This window comes from Sphingomonas sp. P4_G2 (assembly GCF_056401155.1).
In genome coordinates this window covers 458,224-473,508 of record NZ_JBFUJY010000003.1, presented here as the reverse complement: position 1 = coordinate 473,508, position 15,285 = coordinate 458,224, and the positions used below count along the sequence as shown (strand labels likewise).

Sequence of the window (15,285 nt, the reverse complement as noted above, 5' to 3'; positions counted from 1 at the left end):
ACGCAGTAACCCCATGGCCCGTGCTTTTACCTGGCTCCAGGCGACCGCCATCGCCGGCGCCATCGCCCTCGTCCCTACCGCCACCGCGGCGATGGCGGCCTCCGACGGCGACACCTATCGCGAGATCGACCGGTTCATGGAGGTCTTCAACCAGGTCAAGAAGTCCTATGTCGACAAGGTCGACGACAAGACGCTGATCCGCGGCGCGATCGACGGCATGCTCAACAGCCTCGACCCGCATTCGTCCTATATGGATGCGGTCGATTTTCAGAACATGAAGATCCTGACCGAAGGCAATTATGGCGGCCTGGGTCTGTCGGTCACGATGCAGGACGGCGCGGTCAAGGTCATCGCGCCGCAGGAAGACACGCCCGCCTTCCGCGCCGGGATCAAGGCCGGCGATTACATCACCCATATCGACGGGCAGCTGATCTTCGGCGAAACGCTGGACCAGGCGATCACCTCGATGCGCGGCAAGCCGGGCACCAAGATCTCGCTGACCCTGGTCCGTCCGGGCCGCGACAAGCCGATCGACGTCAGCCTGGTCCGCGAGATCATCGTCCAGAAACCGGTGAAGTGGGAAGTCCGCGACGGTATCGGCTATATCAACATCAACACTTTCTCCGAAAATACCGGCGCCGACGTCCGCTCGGCGATCTCCAGCGTCGACAAGTCGCTCGGACACAAGCCGCTCGGCTATGTCGTCGACCTGCGCGACAATGGCGGCGGCTTGCTGAGCCAGGCGATCGAAGTGTCCGACGCGTTCCTGTCCTATGGCGAGATCGTCAGCCAGCGCGGCCGCGATGCCGCGGATATCGAGCGTTACTACGCCAAGCCGGGTGATCTCGCGACCGGGCTGCCGGTGATCGTGCTGACCAATGCCGGCACCGCATCGGCGTCCGAGATCGTCGCCGGCGCGCTGCAGGACCATCACCGCGCGCTGATCATGGGCGAGCGCAGTTTCGGCAAGGGATCGGTGCAGACCTTGCTCCAGCTCGACGAGAATAGCGCGCTCCGCCTGACCACCGCGCGTTATTATACGCCGTCGGGACGGTCGGTGCAGGAAGGCGGCATCCGCCCCGACATTGCAGTGCCGCAGATTTCGGACCCCGATTACAAATCGCGCCCGATCTTCCGCGAAGCCGATCTGCGCAAGCATCTGGTCAACGAGGTCAAGGCCGACAACGCGATCCTCGAAGAGGACACCAAGACCGATCCGCGCTTCGCCGCGACGCCCGATGAGCTCAAGAAGAAGGGCGTGACCGATTTCCAGCTGTGGTACGCGCTGCAGACGATCGGGCGACTGTCCAAGGTGCCCGCCGTGACCACCGCGGCGGCGACGCCGAAGAAGCGCTGAGACCGTCATGACCTCGCTGCAAAAGGCCCGCGCGCTCGCCTTGCTGATCCCCGCCGCGCTGCTCGCCGGCGCCTGGGGGTTCCAGCTGATCGGGCACCTCTACCCGTGCGAGATGTGTCATTGGCAGCGCTGGCCGCATTACGCCGCGCTGCCGATCGCGTTGCTGGCGTTCGTGCCGGGCATGCCGCAGCGGCCACTGGTCGCGCTGGCGGCGATCGCGATTGCGATCAGCGGCGCGATCGGCGTGGCGCATGCCGGGGTCGAATATCATTGGTGGCAGGGCTTCACGCCGTGCACCTCCACCTTCAGCAGCGGCGGTGACACGCTGACCGCGATCATGAACGCGCCGGTGGTGCGCTGCGATGCGCCGCAATGGACCTTTGCCGGCATTTCGCTGGCGGGGTTCAACGCGATCGTCTCTCTGAGCGGCGCGCTAGTCATCCTGGTCCTGCTGACTCGCCGGAGCCGCGCGGCATGAAGCGCTGGCGCCCCGGTGATCGCAGACCGCGGACCGACTCGATGATCCGCGTCGACCAGGCCGGCGAGTACGGCGCGACGCGCATCTATGCCGGGCAATTGGCAATCATGGGCGACCGCACCCCCGCTGCGCGCGAGATCGCCGGCATGGCGCGGCAGGAGGAACGCCATCGCGCGTTCTTCGACAAGATGATCGCCGATCGCGGCGTGCGCCCTACCCTGCTCCAGCCATTCTGGAGCGTCGCCGGCTTCGCGCTCGGCGCGGCGACCGCGGCGATCGGCCCCGAAGCCGCGATGGCCTGCACCGCGGCGGTCGAAACCGAGATCGACAAACATTATTCAGAACAGCTTCAGCAACTAGGCGATAGCGATCCCGCATTGTCGGCGGCGATCGCGGAATTTCAGGCCGAGGAGGTCGAGCATCGCGAGACCGCGCTGGCGCACGGCGCGGAATCGGCGCCGGCCTATCCGCTGATGTCGGCGCTGATCCGGCTCGGCTGCAGGGTGGCGATCGAAACCGCCAAGCGCCTCTAGGCGTTGGCGGGAGAAGGAGACGAGGATGCGTAATATTGCCCTGGGCCTGCTGGCCGCGACGATGATCGCGATGCCCGCGACCGCACAAGTGGCGGGTCCCGGCGTGCCGCCGCCGCCCAAGCCGACCGCGCCCGGCCAAGTGTCGCGCAACGCGCCGGTCAACGGGGTTTTGGTGCTCTATGGCAACGAGCAATGCCCGACCGACCGCGACGGCAACGAGATCGTCGTCTGCACGCGCCGCGACGCCGCCGAGCAATTCCGGGTTCCCAAGGAATTGCGCAATTTCAAGGTCACGCCCGAAAATCAGAGCTGGGCGCTGCGCGCGCAAGGCACGCTCGACACCGGCGCGTCGGGAATCGGATCGTGCTCGGCGATCGGCCCGGGCGGCTCGCTCGGCTGCTCGCAACAGCAGTTCCGCGAGAACAAGCTGATCAACAAGGACCGCAAGGAAGCCGAGGAAGAGGGGAAGTAGGCCCAGGTAGCGCTGGCGGCCGGGTCCGGCTGTAGCTCCTTGAATCGGGCCGACGCTGCGTTGCATTGCTCAACCGTCATGCCGGGCTTGTCCCGGCATCCACCGTGCAACAACACCTCATCTCGGTAGTGGAGGAGTGGACCCCGGCACAAGGCCGGGGTGACGTCGGTGGCGCCGCCGTGCGCCAGGACCACTTGTTCCCTTCCCTCGCGCTGGAACCGATTCTAGGTTCGCCCCGACAACATGGGGGACCGATGGCAACCTTATTCATGAAAACCGATACGAAGGCCGGCTCGATCGCGCCCAATTGGTACGACAAGGTCCTGTCGGGCGCGGCGATGCTGCTGCTCGCGATCATGGTCGTCGCATTGGCGCGGGGCGCGCCGCAATGGCCGCACGTTCCCGGCATCGTCTGGGCGCATCTCGTCACCGTGCTGGTCGCGCTGGTGCTGACGCCGTGGATGCTGCTCAGGGCGCGCGGTACCAAGACCCACCGGCTACTCGGCAAGATCTGGGTAACGGCGATGGTCGCCACCGCGGCGCTCAGCCTGTTGGTCAAGACGATCAATCCCGGCCATTTCAGCCTGATCCATATCCTGTCGATCTTTGTGCTGGTGATGGCACCGCGCGTCTGGCTGACCGCGCGCGCGCATCAGGTCGCGCGGCATCGCGCGACGGTGCGCGGGCTGGTCACCGGCGCATTGCTGATCGCCGGCTTCTTCACCTTGCCGCCGTTTCGGCTGCTCGGCGGCTGGCTGTTCGGCTAACAAGCGAATGGCGCGGACGCGATTGCTGCTGTTCGCATTGGTCTGGCTGTCATGCGTATGGTTCGGATCGTGGGCGCTCAATCCCAATAATGCGACGCGGATCTATGCCGGCATGGCGCTGGTCGAGCGCGGCGACGCGCGGATCGATCAATATCAGGCGCTTACGATCGACAAGGCCGAGTTCGGCGGCCATTTCTATATGGACAAGGCACCGGGGATGACCTTGTTGTCGCTGCCCGCGATGGCGATCGCCGACCATGTCGGGCGGCCGCTCGAATATGTGCCGCCGACGCTCTCCGACGCGGTTTTCGAGCATTACATGACAGTGCGGCTGCGGCTCGCCGTCGCACTGGGGAGCGCCGTCATCACCGCGCTGGCGGCACTGGCGATGCACGACCTCGGACTGCGGCTGACGGGGAGTGCGAGCGGCGCTTTAGTCGCGAGCCTGGGCTTCGCGCTGGGCACGCCGGTCTGGGGCTGGTCGACCACCTTGTTCGGGCATGCGCCGGTGGCGGGGCTGTTCGTGATCGCGGTCTGGGCATTGTGGCGCGCGGGCGAGGGTCGCACGATGCGCTTCGCGGCAATCGCCGGCGCGGCGCTGGGGCTGGCGGTGCTGATCGAGTTCGAAGCGGCGCTGGCGGGGTCGGTGATCGCGATCTGGGGAGCGGTGCGGCTATGGCGCGCCGACCGCCGCGCGGTGGCGGTAGCGGCTGTCGTCGGGCTCGTAACTTTGCTCGTGCCGTTCACCACCTACAATGTGATCGCTTTCGGTACGCCGTTCCGGCTCGGCTATCAGGGCGTGGTCGGCTTCGCCGGGATGGACGAGGGCCTGTTCGGCCTGACCAGCCCCAAGCCGATGGTGCTGCTGAAGATCCTGATCGGCATGCGCCGCGGATTGCTGTGGGTGGCGCCGATACTGGTCCCGGTCTTTGTCGGATTGTGGCTGCTCGGCAGGAAGCATCGCGGGCTGGCGATCATGCTGGCGGCCGCGGCGCTCACCGTCCTGCTGGTCAATTCGGCCTATGTCTATTGGGACGGCGGCCACTCGACCGGCCCGCGCCATTCGGTCCCGGCGCTCGGCCTGGTCGCCATCGGCCTGGCGCCGTTCTGGGCGAGCCTGCGGTTCACGTGGGAGCGCGCGGTCACGATCGCACTGCTGCTGGTATCGATCGTCATCAATCTGATGATCGCGGCGGCGAACATCACCACGCCGGACAATTATCGCTTCCCGCTGGCCGATCCGATCCTAACAGCGTGGAAAGCGGGTGCGCTCAGGACGTTGCCGAGCGACTTCTTGGGATGGAGCCCGATCGCCGGGACAGAGGCGTATTTGCTGCTTGTTTTACCGCTGACCGGGCTGTTGTTAGCCAATAGTCTACCCAACGAGAAGGGACGAAAGCGAAACCGCGCTTAGTGAGATAGAGCGTCGATATGGCGAGAGACTATGCGCGTTCCAACCAACTTTTCATCGATACCTTGTTATTAACTTAATCAAGAGCGAAAGCGCAAACAATATACCCCCAAAAAGGTATATCAACACGCCACCGACTATCACTATCCCACTAAGGTGCCCGATGCCAAACCGGTCCAAGATAGCAGGCAACAATACGCCTATCGTTGCCAGCGCGACACCAAATAGTACTATTTTCTGCGCCATGCCTCCGCCCGTGAAATGAGCATCCTAGAGCATACCCTCTGTGATACATAATATTTCATCGTCTTGTATTGCGCGATTTACTAAATAGGCCAAGTCTCTGGCGCCGTCGTCCGGCAATACCGGACGGAATCCGCTCATGGCCAGCATTCCGCCGACTTCCGTCGCTTTCCTGCTGTTCCCAACACACCCCACCGTGAGGCGCAATGTCGTTCGCCGGTCGCCGGTACAGGGCGGAGCTGCGATCGGGCGCACGGTTCCAACGGATCGCCGGATTGCGGTTCACATTCAACGCGACGCGGCGCCTATCCGTCAGGCAATGGGATTCGGGAACGACGCCGTGAATATAGCCGCCGCCGCTTCAGCCGCCAGCCGATCGACTGATCCTAAGACGATCGACGAACTGGCGGCATTGCGCGCCGGGTTTGACCTGGCGCGGGCAAGTCAGTTGACAATGGTCCGGCTGCAGCTCGCGCTCCACAAGTCGAACCGTCGCTCCGCGATGCAGGCGCTCGACACCTTGCTCGATATCGAGGCGGAAATGGCGGAGCTTGCGGCCATCATGGACGCCGCCCCGGCGCACCCAGGCGGCGATGCAGCGCTGTCCGGCTTCATCGGATGCCAGAAGGCGGCGATCGCGGTCGAAAAACATGTCCTGGCAGGGGGTGACTGGCCCAGCGATGCCCAGCCGGACGCCATCTCCGAACCCGACGATCCGGCCGCCTCCGAACCCGACGATCCCGCGGTCTTCGTACGCGACGAACCGGCGGTCGCGGTTGCCACGCCCGTCGATCGGCCGGTCGCGATCGACCTGCCGACGCTATATCCGGCCGCGGACGTCGAGGCGGACGAAGCGGAGATCGACGATCGGCCCGGCGGCGCACGCTGGTTCCTGGTTCTTGCCGCGGCGATCGCGCTCATCGTCATTGCCGGCCTGGTCGCATGGCAGTGGCCGGCCTTGTCCGCATTGCAATAAGGGTTCGGCGTCGGAATTGATCGCGACCCGTTGGACGCACTGCCTCGCCCCCGCGATTTCGAACCTTTCGCAGAATGGCCACCCCCCCCCCCTGCTTGGCCCGGCGCCGCTCGCGCGATACACTCCGCCCCGCTGCGTAACTGGCGAAACCGTGGGGCACCACAGGGGAGCGCAGCCTGATATCCCGCCGCTCGCCTGGGCATCCCGCACTCGACAAGGAGTCCGCTCATGGCCAGCATTCCGCCGATTTCCGTCGCTTTCCTGCTGTTCCCCAACGTCACCCAGCTCGACCTGACCGGGCCGGCGCAAGTGCTATCGCGGCTGGGCAATGTGACGCTCGATCTGGTGTGGAAGGATCGTGCGCCCGTCACGACCGATGCCGGGTTCGCGATCGTGCCGACCGCAACCTTCGCCGAGGTGTCTAGCGCCGACATATTGTGCGTCCCCGGCGGCATGGGCGTGACCGAGGTGATCGCCGACGACGAGGCGATGGCGTGGGTTCGCGCGGTCGGGGCCGAAGCGCGCTGGGTGACGAGCGTCTGCACCGGATCCTTGATCCTGGGCGCGGCGGGACTGCTCAAAGGCTATCGCGCGGCGACGCATTGGTCGTGGCGCGATTATCTCGCAATGTTCGGAGCCGAGATGGCGCCCGAGCGCGTGGTGCTCGACCGTAACCGCGTGACCGGCGGCGGCGTGACCGCCGGGATCGACTTCGCGCTGACGCTGATGGCCGAGGTGCGCGGTCCGGAGTTCGCCAAGGCGGTACAACTCAGCCTGGAATATGACCCCGCACCGCCATTCGACGCCGGATCGCCCGAGAAAGCCGGACCCGAATTGGTCGCGACCTATCAGCGGCGGGTGGCGCAGCTGGCGCCCGACCGTGAGGAAAAGTTCAGGGCCGCGGCGGCTCGCTTGGGTTTTTCCTGACGCCGCGCAGGCGGTGCCACAGGTAGAAGGCGACGGCCGCGACCAGCAGGCCCGCGATGACCACATCGGCCGAATGGAACGCCGCCTTCAGCCGCGGATCGCTGTCCCATGCCTTGCCGAGCTTCATGCCGATCCAGGCGAGCCCGAAGCACCATGGCCACGAGCCGAGGAACGTATAGATGTGGAACGGCACCAGCCGCATCCGCGCGACGCCGGCCGGAAAGGCGATGAACGAGCGGATCACCGGAAGCAGCCGCCCGATCAGCACCGCGATCGAGCCGTAACGCTCGAAAAAACGGTCGGCGGCGTCGATCTCGCCCGGGCCGACCAGCACGTACTTGCCCCATTTGAGCGCGAGCGGGCGGCCGCCGCGCTTGCCGATCTCATAGGCGACGATCGAGCCGAGATTACAGCCGATCGCGCCCGCGGTCGCGGCTAGATAGAGGTCGAACCGCCCGGTCGAAACGAGATAGCCGGCGAACGGCATGATGATTTCGGACGGCAGCGGAATGCATGCGCTCTCGATCGCCATCAGCAAGACGATGCCAAGATAGCCGCCCGACGAGATCACGGCGATGATGATACCGGCCAGCCAGCCCAGGATTTTCTCGATCATGGGACCGACCGATGCGCAGAATGGCCGGTAAGGGTCAATCGGCAATCGGGAGCGATAGCCTTAACCGGCGCGTGCAACCAACTGGCTATGGACCGCACGCGCCTCGGCGAGCACGTCATCGCTCGCGTCCTGGACTGCATGCACCGGCGGCGGTCGGAGACCGCCGCCCGAGCCGAGCGCCACGCCCGCCGCGGCAGCGATACGCGCGACGCCGGCAGCCGGCTGGGCGCACAAGGCGTCGTAATCGACGTACACTTGCCGCGCCCTCACCTCGCCCGGCTGATCGAGCAACAGACGGTGCACCGCACTCCAGATCGCCAGCCAGTAATCGATCCGGTCGGTCGGCTCGCTGGCCGCAGGCGCGCCCGGGATCAGCGGCGGGCGGTGGCTGCGACCGAATTCGTAATGGCCGAGCCAGCGCATATAGCTCGCGCGGAACGGATCGGCACGGCCGAGCGCGACCGCGCGGCGATGCTGGTTGAGCAGCGACGCCGCCTGTTGCAGCGGATCGCGAAACGGATGGATCAGCACCGCATCCGGGAACGCCGCGACTATCCCGCCGAGGCGCAGCACATTGGCGTTGTTCTTCGACAGATAACGTGGGCGATCGTAGCGGTGGCGCACCAACGCAACGAGATCGCGGAAGGCGTCGATGCTGTCGGGCAGCGGGTGGTGCGGATGGAGATGGCTGCGCGTGATGTAGCGTTTGCCCTCGGCCGTCCGCCAGAACACTTCCTCGATCGCTTCCGGGCTGTCGAGATCGTGCACGATGCCGTCGCCATGGCCGCGTTCCTGCGCCGCCAGATCGTGGCGCGATCGCTTGCTCATTTTCTGCCAGCTATTGGGCGCGAGCGGGAACGGCATGTCGCGATAAGTGAGTGAGGCGAATTGGCCGCTGTCGTGGAGCAAACGGAGCAGGATGGTGGTGCCGGCGCGCGCCAGCCCGGTGACGAACACCGGCGCGCCGCCGGCGCGCACGCGGGCGGCGGCGCCATAGCGTGCGCGTTCGAGATCGAACGAGAGGTCGAGCACCGCCGGGTTCATCGCCAGGCGGTGGAGCAGACGGTCAGCGCGGCTGTAGCCGCCGCCGGCCGATCCGCCATCGAGCGAGGACATAGATCAGACTCACGACAAGGATGAGGAGACGCGCTTGCCAATCGAAAAAGGCAGCGCGCACGCCAAGCGGCACCGTCCCGTCAGCCAGCAGCAGCAAGACGACCGGCGCGATCACCAGCGCCAGGATCGCTCCGGCGGTCAGCGACGATGCCATCATGCGGCCCGCCAGGATGCGCGTCGCGCGTTCCTTCAGATGATCGGACACGCCGCGCCGGGCGAGCACGGTGCCCGCGCGACGTCCGAGCGCGGCAAGCGTGGCGAAGCGCGGCACGATGCGCAGCCGGCGCGCGAGTTCGCCCGCTGCGACGATCGCGGCGAGCAAAAGCACGATCGGTGCGATCGCCCCGATCATGCCTTGCTGTCGCGCGGCGGCGGCGCCGGGCGCTGGCGCAAGCTGCGGATCAGGCGCTTGACCGGATACCAGATCAGCGAGACGGTCATCAGGAACACCGACCCGAGGATACCGAGCACGACGCCGATTGCGCCGAGCCCGACGCCCGGGCCGCTATAGGCTTGGGCGATCGCCGGGATCATCGTCAGCAGGATCGCGCCGGTCAGCGCGGGAATGCGATGGGGGGTCATGTGCATTGCTCCCTGGCAGTGGCCGCCTTGACGGCGGAAAGGACCCCCGGATCATTGGGGTCGAGATAGCGGCTCCAGCTCAGCCACAAGCGGCGGCCGGAGGGGTCGGCGGAGACGTAGCGCCAGCGCAGGCTGCCGTCGGGGGCGATGCGCATCAGCTGGCCGCGCTCGGTCTCCTCGACCATCACGTCGCCGTTCGACAGCGGCGTGGCGCGGCCCTGGGTCGCGGTGGTGATGCCGCGTACGGCGAAGGTGGCCGCCAGCGGCGAGCTCACCCTGTCGGTCGCCAGATCATAGATCAGCAAGCGGCTGTTGCCGTCGACGCGCCGCCCCGCCACGCCCCAGCGCACGTGATTGTCGAACACCATGATACGATGATCGTCGAGGATCGAGACGTCATGCTGCGCCGACCACGGTCCCGCGCGCGTCCACAGGATGCGGCCGGTCGAAGGGCGATAGAGCGCGATCAGCGACATGTTGCGGAGCGACAGGATGACGTCGCCCTGTTGCCAATAAGGGCCCGAAGTCAGCACCGGCTCAATATCGTTGAGGTGGAACGGGTCCTCCTCATAGGGGCGGCCACGCCACAAACCGCCGAGATCGTTGCGGTCGAGGATGTCGATCAATCGCTCGACACGGATCAGCCGGCCTTTCTCGTCGACCTGCGCCAGCGCCTCGTCGGCGAATTTGGCGCCGACACCGGGAACGTTGGACCGCGTCAGCCGATAGGGAATCCACAACGTCCCGTCGGCGGCGCGTTCGAGCGAATGGTGGAAGATGCCGTCAATCACCCAACGCGGCCGCCCGCAGCCGTCGATCCGCGACAAGGGCGTGTTGTCGTGGACCAGCAAGTCGCCATTGGCGAGCAGCATCGGATGCATCGGTCGCATCCGGTCCACGCTTTTGTCGCGATAGAGGTCGACGATCGCCGATTGGAAACGCGAGTGCGCATTGATCGCCGCGACGTCGGGCAGCCACTCCTTGAGTATCCGACCATCGGACAGACGGATCAGCTGGACAGTCGCGCGGCCGCGTTTGGTGTCATAAGGGGTGATCAGCGCATAGCCCGGATCGACGAACGACCGCGCGACATTGCGCTGGAAACCGCCGGGGAGCTTTTCGTAAGGCGGCTTGGCGAACGGCGCCGCGCCTTTCCACCAATCGCCGATCGTGTCGGGTATTTCGGCAATCTGCGCCGCCGCGACGCCCAGCGCGCCATGCTTTTCCGCGCTGCGAGCGAGCGCCGCCACCGCGACGACCAGGATCAGCGACACGTTGCAGACGAGAACGAGCATCCACAGCGGCACCCGGCGCGCGAGCAACGGCATCTCCCGCCGCTCGTCGGCGGCGCGCTCGTCGCGGGCCATCAACACCCCGCTCGCTCTGAATTCCGGCCGCCGCCAGCCGTCATGTCGTCTCCTTCGTCGCGCTGCGGCCGGGCTAAGCGCGATTTGTCGCATAAGTTTGTCACTGGGACAGGGTCATTGCCCCTTGTTTGCGCCCGGGTTGCGATGGGGTTTCGGCATCGGGCGCGGCGGTAACGCGCCGGCAATGTTCGCGGTCAACGACGGAGGCGGCTGGCGACAGCCTTGAGGTCGTGGACGAATTTGGCGAATTCCGCGTGCCGCGCGTCCTCGTCGGGCAGCCGAAGCAGGAAGCTGGGGTGAACGGTGATCCAGGCTTCGCCGATCTCGGGCAGATCATGCGGGCGGCCGCGTTCGCGGCTGATCGTCATCGTCTTGCCGAACAAGGATCGCGCCGCGGTCGCGCCCAGCGCCACCGTCACGCGCGGCTTCACTAGTGCTAGTTCCTGCTCGATCCACCAGCGGCAGGCCGTGATCTCGCCCGCATCGGGCTTGGAATGGATGCGGCGTTTGCCGCGCTGCTCGAATTTGAAATGCTTGACCGCGTTGCTGACATAGACGCGGGCGCGGTCGATCCCCGCCTCCGCCAGCGCGCGGTCGAACATCTGCCCGGCCGGGCCGACGAACGGCTTGCCCGCCAGATCCTCCTGGTCGCCCGGTTGTTCGCCGACGAAGACGAGGTCGGCGTCGACCGGCCCTTCGCCGAACACGGTCTGGGTCGCATGCTTGTAGAGATCGCAACGGCGGCAATGCATCGCCTCGTCACGCAGCGCCGCCCAGGCGGCCTCGACATTGTCTCCGGTCTTCGCCCGTGCCGTCGCAACCATTGCCTGCTCCCGTGCCTGCGCCCCCGCGATCAGCTCGGGTACCAACGCGGTTTCGGGCATGTTTTTCCAATATTTGCGCGGCATCTCCTTGAGCATCGCGCCGACCGTCACCCGAGCCGGGTTGAAGATCGACGCATAACAACTATCGGCGGACTGCCAATCAGGATGAGGGGCCGATACTCCTGCAGGCGGCACTGCCGTTTCGGCAGATGTCGTGAAAATCGATCTGCGGCCGCGGCAGGCTGAACCCGATCTCGCGATTGACGAAGTCGAGCTCGACTCGGCCGAACAGCTTGAGCGAGCTCATCCCCAGGATCAGCGCCGGCTGGTCACGCAGACCGAAACGATCGAACGGCGGCACATCGGCGAACACCAGCCCGAAATTGTCGAACCGGATGGTATCGATCTTGACGTTGCTGATCGAGACGAAATTGGCGGTAAAAGTTCGCCCGGTCACCGACGTGATCGCTACCGGCCCGTATGATCGCGGTGCTTTCTTCGCCAGCTTGAGCATGGCGGTGTTACCGACGCTGAGCCAGGATCCGGTATCGATGACCACCGCGATCGGCTGATTGTTGAACCACGCCTTGGTCACGATCAATTGGCCGGTACGCGACTCGGCGCGAATGACGAAATCGCCCGAGGCGTGGCGCCGCGCCGGTCGCAGCAGCATCCGCCGCGTGTTGAAATCGAGTATGACTTTCTGCCCCTGGAGCGCGTCGATACCGAGCATGCCGGGGGCACCGATATCGGCCAGCAGCAGCTGCGGCGCTTCCATCGCCGGCGTGCCGAGCTTGCCCGCGGTCAGCGACGGCACTTTTACTGTCGTAACCTGGGCGGCGCCGGTGAAATCGAACAGCTTCACATCGGTCCCGGGCAGCAACTTGAGGTAGCCGGCGAGTTCACGCGAGACGACCGAGCGTTCGGCCCCGGTATCGATGATGAAGGGGAAGGGCCCATGCGGCCCGATCGTCACCGGGACGGTCATGCGGTCGGTGCGCTCACCGATGGTGAGGACGTCCGGCGCGGGACCCTCGGCGGGAGCGGCGACGGGCTTGATCGAGGGCTGCGCCTGTTGCGCGGCGAGGGGCGGTCCGGCCAATGTACCGATGCCAAGCGCCAACAAGGGAATAAACCCGCGCATGCCCGGATCATACGCCCGTTTCGGATGTGTACCAAGCGGATAATACGCCCCCGAACGGGGCTAAGGGCCTAGTCGAGCCGCATCGCCTCCTGCGCCAGCACCTCGGCCTCCATCAGCAAGGCGTCGTCGGCGAGCCCCTGCGCCACGGTTTCGCGGCCGATCAAGGTCAGCACCGGCACCGCGAGCGGCGAGATGCGGTCGAGCGTCACGTGCATCATGGTGTCACCGGCACGATCGAGCAGATCGGCGAGACGCCCGACATCGGTCATCCGCGCGCGCGCGTCGGCCCAGGCCGCCTCGAGCAGCAAATGGCCGGGCTCGTATTTGCGCAGCACGTCGTAGATCAGGTCGGTCGAGAAGGTGACCTGCTTGCCCGACTTGCGCTTGCCGGGATGTTGGCGTTCGACCAGGCCGCCGATCACCGCCACCTCGCGGAACGCGCGCTTGAGCAGATGCGATTGCTGCACCCAGTCGACAAATTCGTGTTCGAGGATGTCGGGCGAGAACAGGCTCGCGGGATCGGTCACCGGATCGAGCGAATAGCAAGCGAGCGCATAATCGTTGGCGACGAAGCCGAGCGGCTTGAGCCCTTGTGTCTCCATCCGCCGGGTCACCAGCATGCCGAGCGACTGGTGCGCGTTCCAGCCCTCGAAACTATAGGCGACCATGTACTGACGGCCCTCACGGGGAAAGGTCTCGACCAGCAATTGCCCGGCTTCGGGCAGCCGCGAGCGATAGGATTGCACTTCCAGCCATTCGCGCACGTCGTCGGGGAAGCGCGCCCATTCCTCAGGTTGCGCGAGGAAGCCGCGGACGCGGTCGGCGAGGTGGGTCGACAACGGCATGCGCGCGCCGCCATAGGTCGGGATGCGCGCCGGGCGGGTCGAGGCGCGGACCAGCACTTCCTCGGTATCGATGCGCAACACCTCGCAACTCATGCCCGCAAAGAAGAAAGTGTCGCCGTTCGACAGCGAGGCGGCGAACCCTTCCTCGACCTTGCCGAGGAGGCGGCCGTTCTTGAACCGCACATTGAGCATCGCCGCCTCGACGATGATCCCGGCATTGAGGCGGTGCTGCTGAACGAAACGCGGGTGGCTGACGCGCCACGAGCCGTCGGGCTCCTGCGTCAACCGCTTGAACCGGTCGTAAGCGCGCAAGGCATAACCGCCGTCGCGGATGAAGCCGAGCACGCGCTCGAACGTCTCGCCATCGAGCGCCGAATAGGGCAGCGCGCTTTGAACCTCGGCAAGCATCTCGTCGCTCAGAAACGGCGCGGCGCAGGCGCACGCCATGACATGCTGCGCCAGCACGTCGAGCCCGCCCGGGCGGAACGGTTCGTTGTCGAGTTCATTCGCCTCGACCGCGTCGATCGCGGCGCGCGCCTCGAGATATTCGAAGCGGTTGCCGGGGACGAGGATCGCCTCGCTCGCCTCGTCGAGCCGATGGTTGGCGCGGCCGATCCGCTGGAGGAGGCGCGACGAGCCCTTGGGCGCGCCCATCTGGATCACGCAATCGACGTCGCCCCAATCGACCCCGAGATCGAGGCTGGCGGTGGCGACCAGCGCGCGTAGTTGCCCCGCCGCCATCGCGCCTTCGACCTTGCGCCGCGCTTCCTTCGACAGGCTGCCGTGATGCACGCCGATCGGCAGCGACATCAGATTCACTTTCCACAGATCCTGAAAGATCAGCTCGGCGAGGCTGCGCGTGTTGCAGAACACGATCGTCGTGCGCCGCGTCTCGATCTCCGCCATCACCTGCTCGGCGGCGTAGCGGCCCGAATGGCCCGCCCATGGCACGCGCCCTTGCGGCAGCAGGATGGAGATGTCGGGATCGGCGCCGGGCTCGCTGAGCACCAGGTCGACCATGTCGATATCGCCATCGGGCGCGAGCCAGGCGCGATAGGCATCGGGATCGGCGACGGTCGCCGACAGCGCGACACGGCGCATGTCCGGCGCGATCCGCTGGAGCCGTGCCATGCACAGCGACAGCAAGTCGCCGCGCTTGCCGCTGGCGAAGGCGTGGACCTCGTCGACGACGATACGCTTGAGCCCGGCGAACATCAGGAAGCTGTCGGGATAGCTGAGCAGCAGCGACAGGCTTTCCGGCGTGGTCAGCAGGATCTGCGGCGGGCGCACGCGCTGCCGCGCCTTGCGGTCGCTCGGCGTGTCGCCGGTGCGCGTCTCGACGCGGATATCGACTCCCATCTCCTCGATCGGGGTGAGCAGGTTGCGCTGGACGTCGACCGCCAGCGCCTTCAGCGGCGAGACGTAGAGCGTGTGCAGGCCGTCGGCGGGAGTCTCGATCAGCTCGGCGAGCGTGGGGAGAAAACCGGCCAGCGTCTTGCCCGCCCCGGTCGCCGCGACGAGCAGCGCGTGATGCCCGGCGCGCGCGGCGTCGAGCATCTCGAGCTGATGCCGCCGCGGGCGCCAGCCGCGCGCGGCGAACCAGTCGGTCAAGGGTTGAGGGAGAGGA

The 15,285-nt window shown here is 66.2% G+C and carries 15 protein-coding genes, 1 pseudogene and 1 riboswitch; of the genes and pseudogenes, 8 read left to right on the top strand and 8 right to left on the bottom strand.

Going from position 1 to position 15,285, the window contains the following annotated elements:
• Positions 1–13 precede the first annotated feature (13 nt).
• From AC1DRD_RS11955 to AC1DRD_RS11920, 8 genes are all read left to right on the top strand, one after another.
• Positions 14–1,357: a S41 family peptidase gene (locus AC1DRD_RS11955; RefSeq protein ID WP_478031080.1), complete on the top strand. Its 1,344-nt coding sequence runs from the start codon at positions 14–16 to the stop codon at positions 1,355–1,357.
• 7 nt (positions 1,358–1,364) lie between these two features.
• The gene (locus tag AC1DRD_RS11950; RefSeq protein WP_478031081.1) at positions 1,365–1,835 is read left to right on the top strand and encodes a disulfide bond formation protein B; all 471 of its coding nucleotides are present in this window, start codon (positions 1,365–1,367) and stop codon (positions 1,833–1,835) included.
• On the top strand, positions 1,832–2,368 hold the full coding sequence (locus AC1DRD_RS11945; RefSeq protein WP_478041520.1) for a demethoxyubiquinone hydroxylase family protein: 537 nt from the start codon (positions 1,832–1,834) through the stop codon (positions 2,366–2,368). The genes AC1DRD_RS11950 and AC1DRD_RS11945 overlap by 4 nt, the downstream gene beginning before the upstream one ends.
• A 25-nt stretch (positions 2,369–2,393) precedes the next feature.
• Positions 2,394–2,840 carry a hypothetical protein gene (locus AC1DRD_RS11940; protein ID WP_478031083.1) on the top strand — a complete coding sequence of 149 codons (447 nt, stop codon included), beginning with the start codon at positions 2,394–2,396 and terminating at the stop codon, positions 2,838–2,840.
• A 269-nt stretch (positions 2,841–3,109) separates the two neighbouring features.
• On the top strand, positions 3,110–3,607 hold the full coding sequence (locus AC1DRD_RS11935; protein ID WP_478031084.1) for a DUF2306 domain-containing protein: 498 nt from the start codon (positions 3,110–3,112) through the stop codon (positions 3,605–3,607).
• Positions 3,608–3,614: 7 nt separating this feature from the next.
• Positions 3,615–5,021 (top strand): hypothetical protein, encoded by a 1,407-nt coding sequence (locus tag AC1DRD_RS11930; RefSeq protein ID WP_478041519.1) that lies wholly within the window; start codon positions 3,615–3,617, stop codon positions 5,019–5,021.
• Positions 5,022–5,601: 580 nt separating this feature from the next.
• Positions 5,602–6,237, top strand: coding sequence for a hypothetical protein (locus AC1DRD_RS11925; RefSeq protein WP_478031087.1), 636 nt, complete (start codon positions 5,602–5,604; stop codon positions 6,235–6,237).
• Between the two features lie 126 nt (positions 6,238–6,363).
• Positions 6,364–6,445, top strand: a riboswitch (ZMP/ZTP riboswitch).
• Between the two features lie 20 nt (positions 6,446–6,465).
• Entirely contained in the window at positions 6,466–7,164 is a 699-nt protein-coding gene (locus AC1DRD_RS11920) for a DJ-1/PfpI family protein (protein ID WP_478041518.1), read from the top strand.
• Here the strand turns inward: AC1DRD_RS11920 and AC1DRD_RS11915 are convergent.
• The 8 genes and pseudogenes from AC1DRD_RS11915 to AC1DRD_RS11880 form a co-directional block, all read right to left on the bottom strand.
• Positions 7,130–7,780: a DedA family protein gene (locus tag AC1DRD_RS11915; protein WP_478031090.1), complete on the bottom strand. Its 651-nt coding sequence runs from the start codon at positions 7,778–7,780 to the stop codon at positions 7,130–7,132. The two genes, AC1DRD_RS11920 and AC1DRD_RS11915, sit on opposite strands and share 35 nt — an antisense overlap.
• Positions 7,781–7,840: 60 nt before the next feature.
• A complete protein-coding gene (locus AC1DRD_RS11910; RefSeq protein ID WP_478041517.1) occupies positions 7,841–8,896 on the bottom strand; it encodes a sulfotransferase in 1,056 nt (351 codons plus the stop codon).
• Complete coding sequence (locus AC1DRD_RS11905) at positions 8,847–9,248, bottom strand: hypothetical protein (protein ID WP_478031093.1); 402 nt, start codon at positions 9,246–9,248, stop codon at positions 8,847–8,849. Before AC1DRD_RS11905 ends, AC1DRD_RS11910 begins: the two co-directional genes overlap by 50 nt.
• Positions 9,245–9,478 carry a hypothetical protein gene (locus tag AC1DRD_RS11900; protein WP_478031094.1) on the bottom strand — a complete coding sequence of 78 codons (234 nt, stop codon included), beginning with the start codon at positions 9,476–9,478 and terminating at the stop codon, positions 9,245–9,247. Before AC1DRD_RS11900 ends, AC1DRD_RS11905 begins: the two co-directional genes overlap by 4 nt.
• Entirely contained in the window at positions 9,475–10,845 is a 1,371-nt protein-coding gene (locus AC1DRD_RS11895; protein WP_478041516.1) for an arylsulfotransferase family protein, read from the bottom strand. The genes AC1DRD_RS11900 and AC1DRD_RS11895 overlap by 4 nt, the downstream gene beginning before the upstream one ends.
• Before the next feature lie 194 nt (positions 10,846–11,039).
• Positions 11,040–11,807: pseudogene (locus AC1DRD_RS11890) on the bottom strand (UdgX family uracil-DNA binding protein); the annotation flags it as partial.
• 22 nt (positions 11,808–11,829) lie between these two features.
• Positions 11,830–12,813 (bottom strand): aspartyl protease family protein, encoded by a 984-nt coding sequence (locus AC1DRD_RS11885; protein ID WP_478041515.1) that lies wholly within the window; start codon positions 12,811–12,813, stop codon positions 11,830–11,832.
• 68 nt (positions 12,814–12,881) lie between these two features.
• A complete protein-coding gene (locus tag AC1DRD_RS11880) occupies positions 12,882–15,269 on the bottom strand; it encodes a ligase-associated DNA damage response DEXH box helicase (RefSeq protein WP_478041514.1) in 2,388 nt (795 codons plus the stop codon).
• Positions 15,270–15,285: the final 16 nt, after the last annotated feature.

Bases quoted from the DNA above. Each gene is read 5' to 3' on its own strand.
- AC1DRD_RS11955 (WP_478031080.1), top strand. From the start codon at position 14: ATGGCCCGTGCTTTTACCTGGCTCCAGGCGACCGCCATCGCCGGCGCC.
- AC1DRD_RS11950 (WP_478031081.1), top strand. From the start codon at position 1,365: ATGACCTCGCTGCAAAAGGCCCGCGCGCTCGCCTTGCTGATCCCCGCC.
- AC1DRD_RS11945 (WP_478041520.1), top strand. From the start codon at position 1,832: ATGAAGCGCTGGCGCCCCGGTGATCGCAGACCGCGGACCGACTCGATG.
- AC1DRD_RS11940 (WP_478031083.1), top strand. From the start codon at position 2,394: ATGCGTAATATTGCCCTGGGCCTGCTGGCCGCGACGATGATCGCGATG.
- AC1DRD_RS11935 (WP_478031084.1), top strand. From the start codon at position 3,110: ATGAAAACCGATACGAAGGCCGGCTCGATCGCGCCCAATTGGTACGAC.
- AC1DRD_RS11930 (WP_478041519.1), top strand. From the start codon at position 3,615: ATGGCGCGGACGCGATTGCTGCTGTTCGCATTGGTCTGGCTGTCATGC.
- AC1DRD_RS11920 (WP_478041518.1), top strand. From the start codon at position 6,466: ATGGCCAGCATTCCGCCGATTTCCGTCGCTTTCCTGCTGTTCCCCAAC.
- AC1DRD_RS11915 (WP_478031090.1), bottom strand. From the start codon at position 7,780: ATGATCGAGAAAATCCTGGGCTGGCTGGCCGGTATCATCATCGCCGTG.
- AC1DRD_RS11910 (WP_478041517.1), bottom strand. From the start codon at position 8,896: ATGTCCTCGCTCGATGGCGGATCGGCCGGCGGCGGCTACAGCCGCGCT.
- AC1DRD_RS11905 (WP_478031093.1), bottom strand. From the start codon at position 9,248: ATGATCGGGGCGATCGCACCGATCGTGCTTTTGCTCGCCGCGATCGTC.
- AC1DRD_RS11900 (WP_478031094.1), bottom strand. From the start codon at position 9,478: ATGACCCCCCATCGCATTCCCGCGCTGACCGGCGCGATCCTGCTGACG.
- AC1DRD_RS11895 (WP_478041516.1), bottom strand. From the start codon at position 10,845: ATGGCCCGCGACGAGCGCGCCGCCGACGAGCGGCGGGAGATGCCGTTG.
- AC1DRD_RS11885 (WP_478041515.1), bottom strand. From the start codon at position 12,813: ATGCGCGGGTTTATTCCCTTGTTGGCGCTTGGCATCGGTACATTGGCC.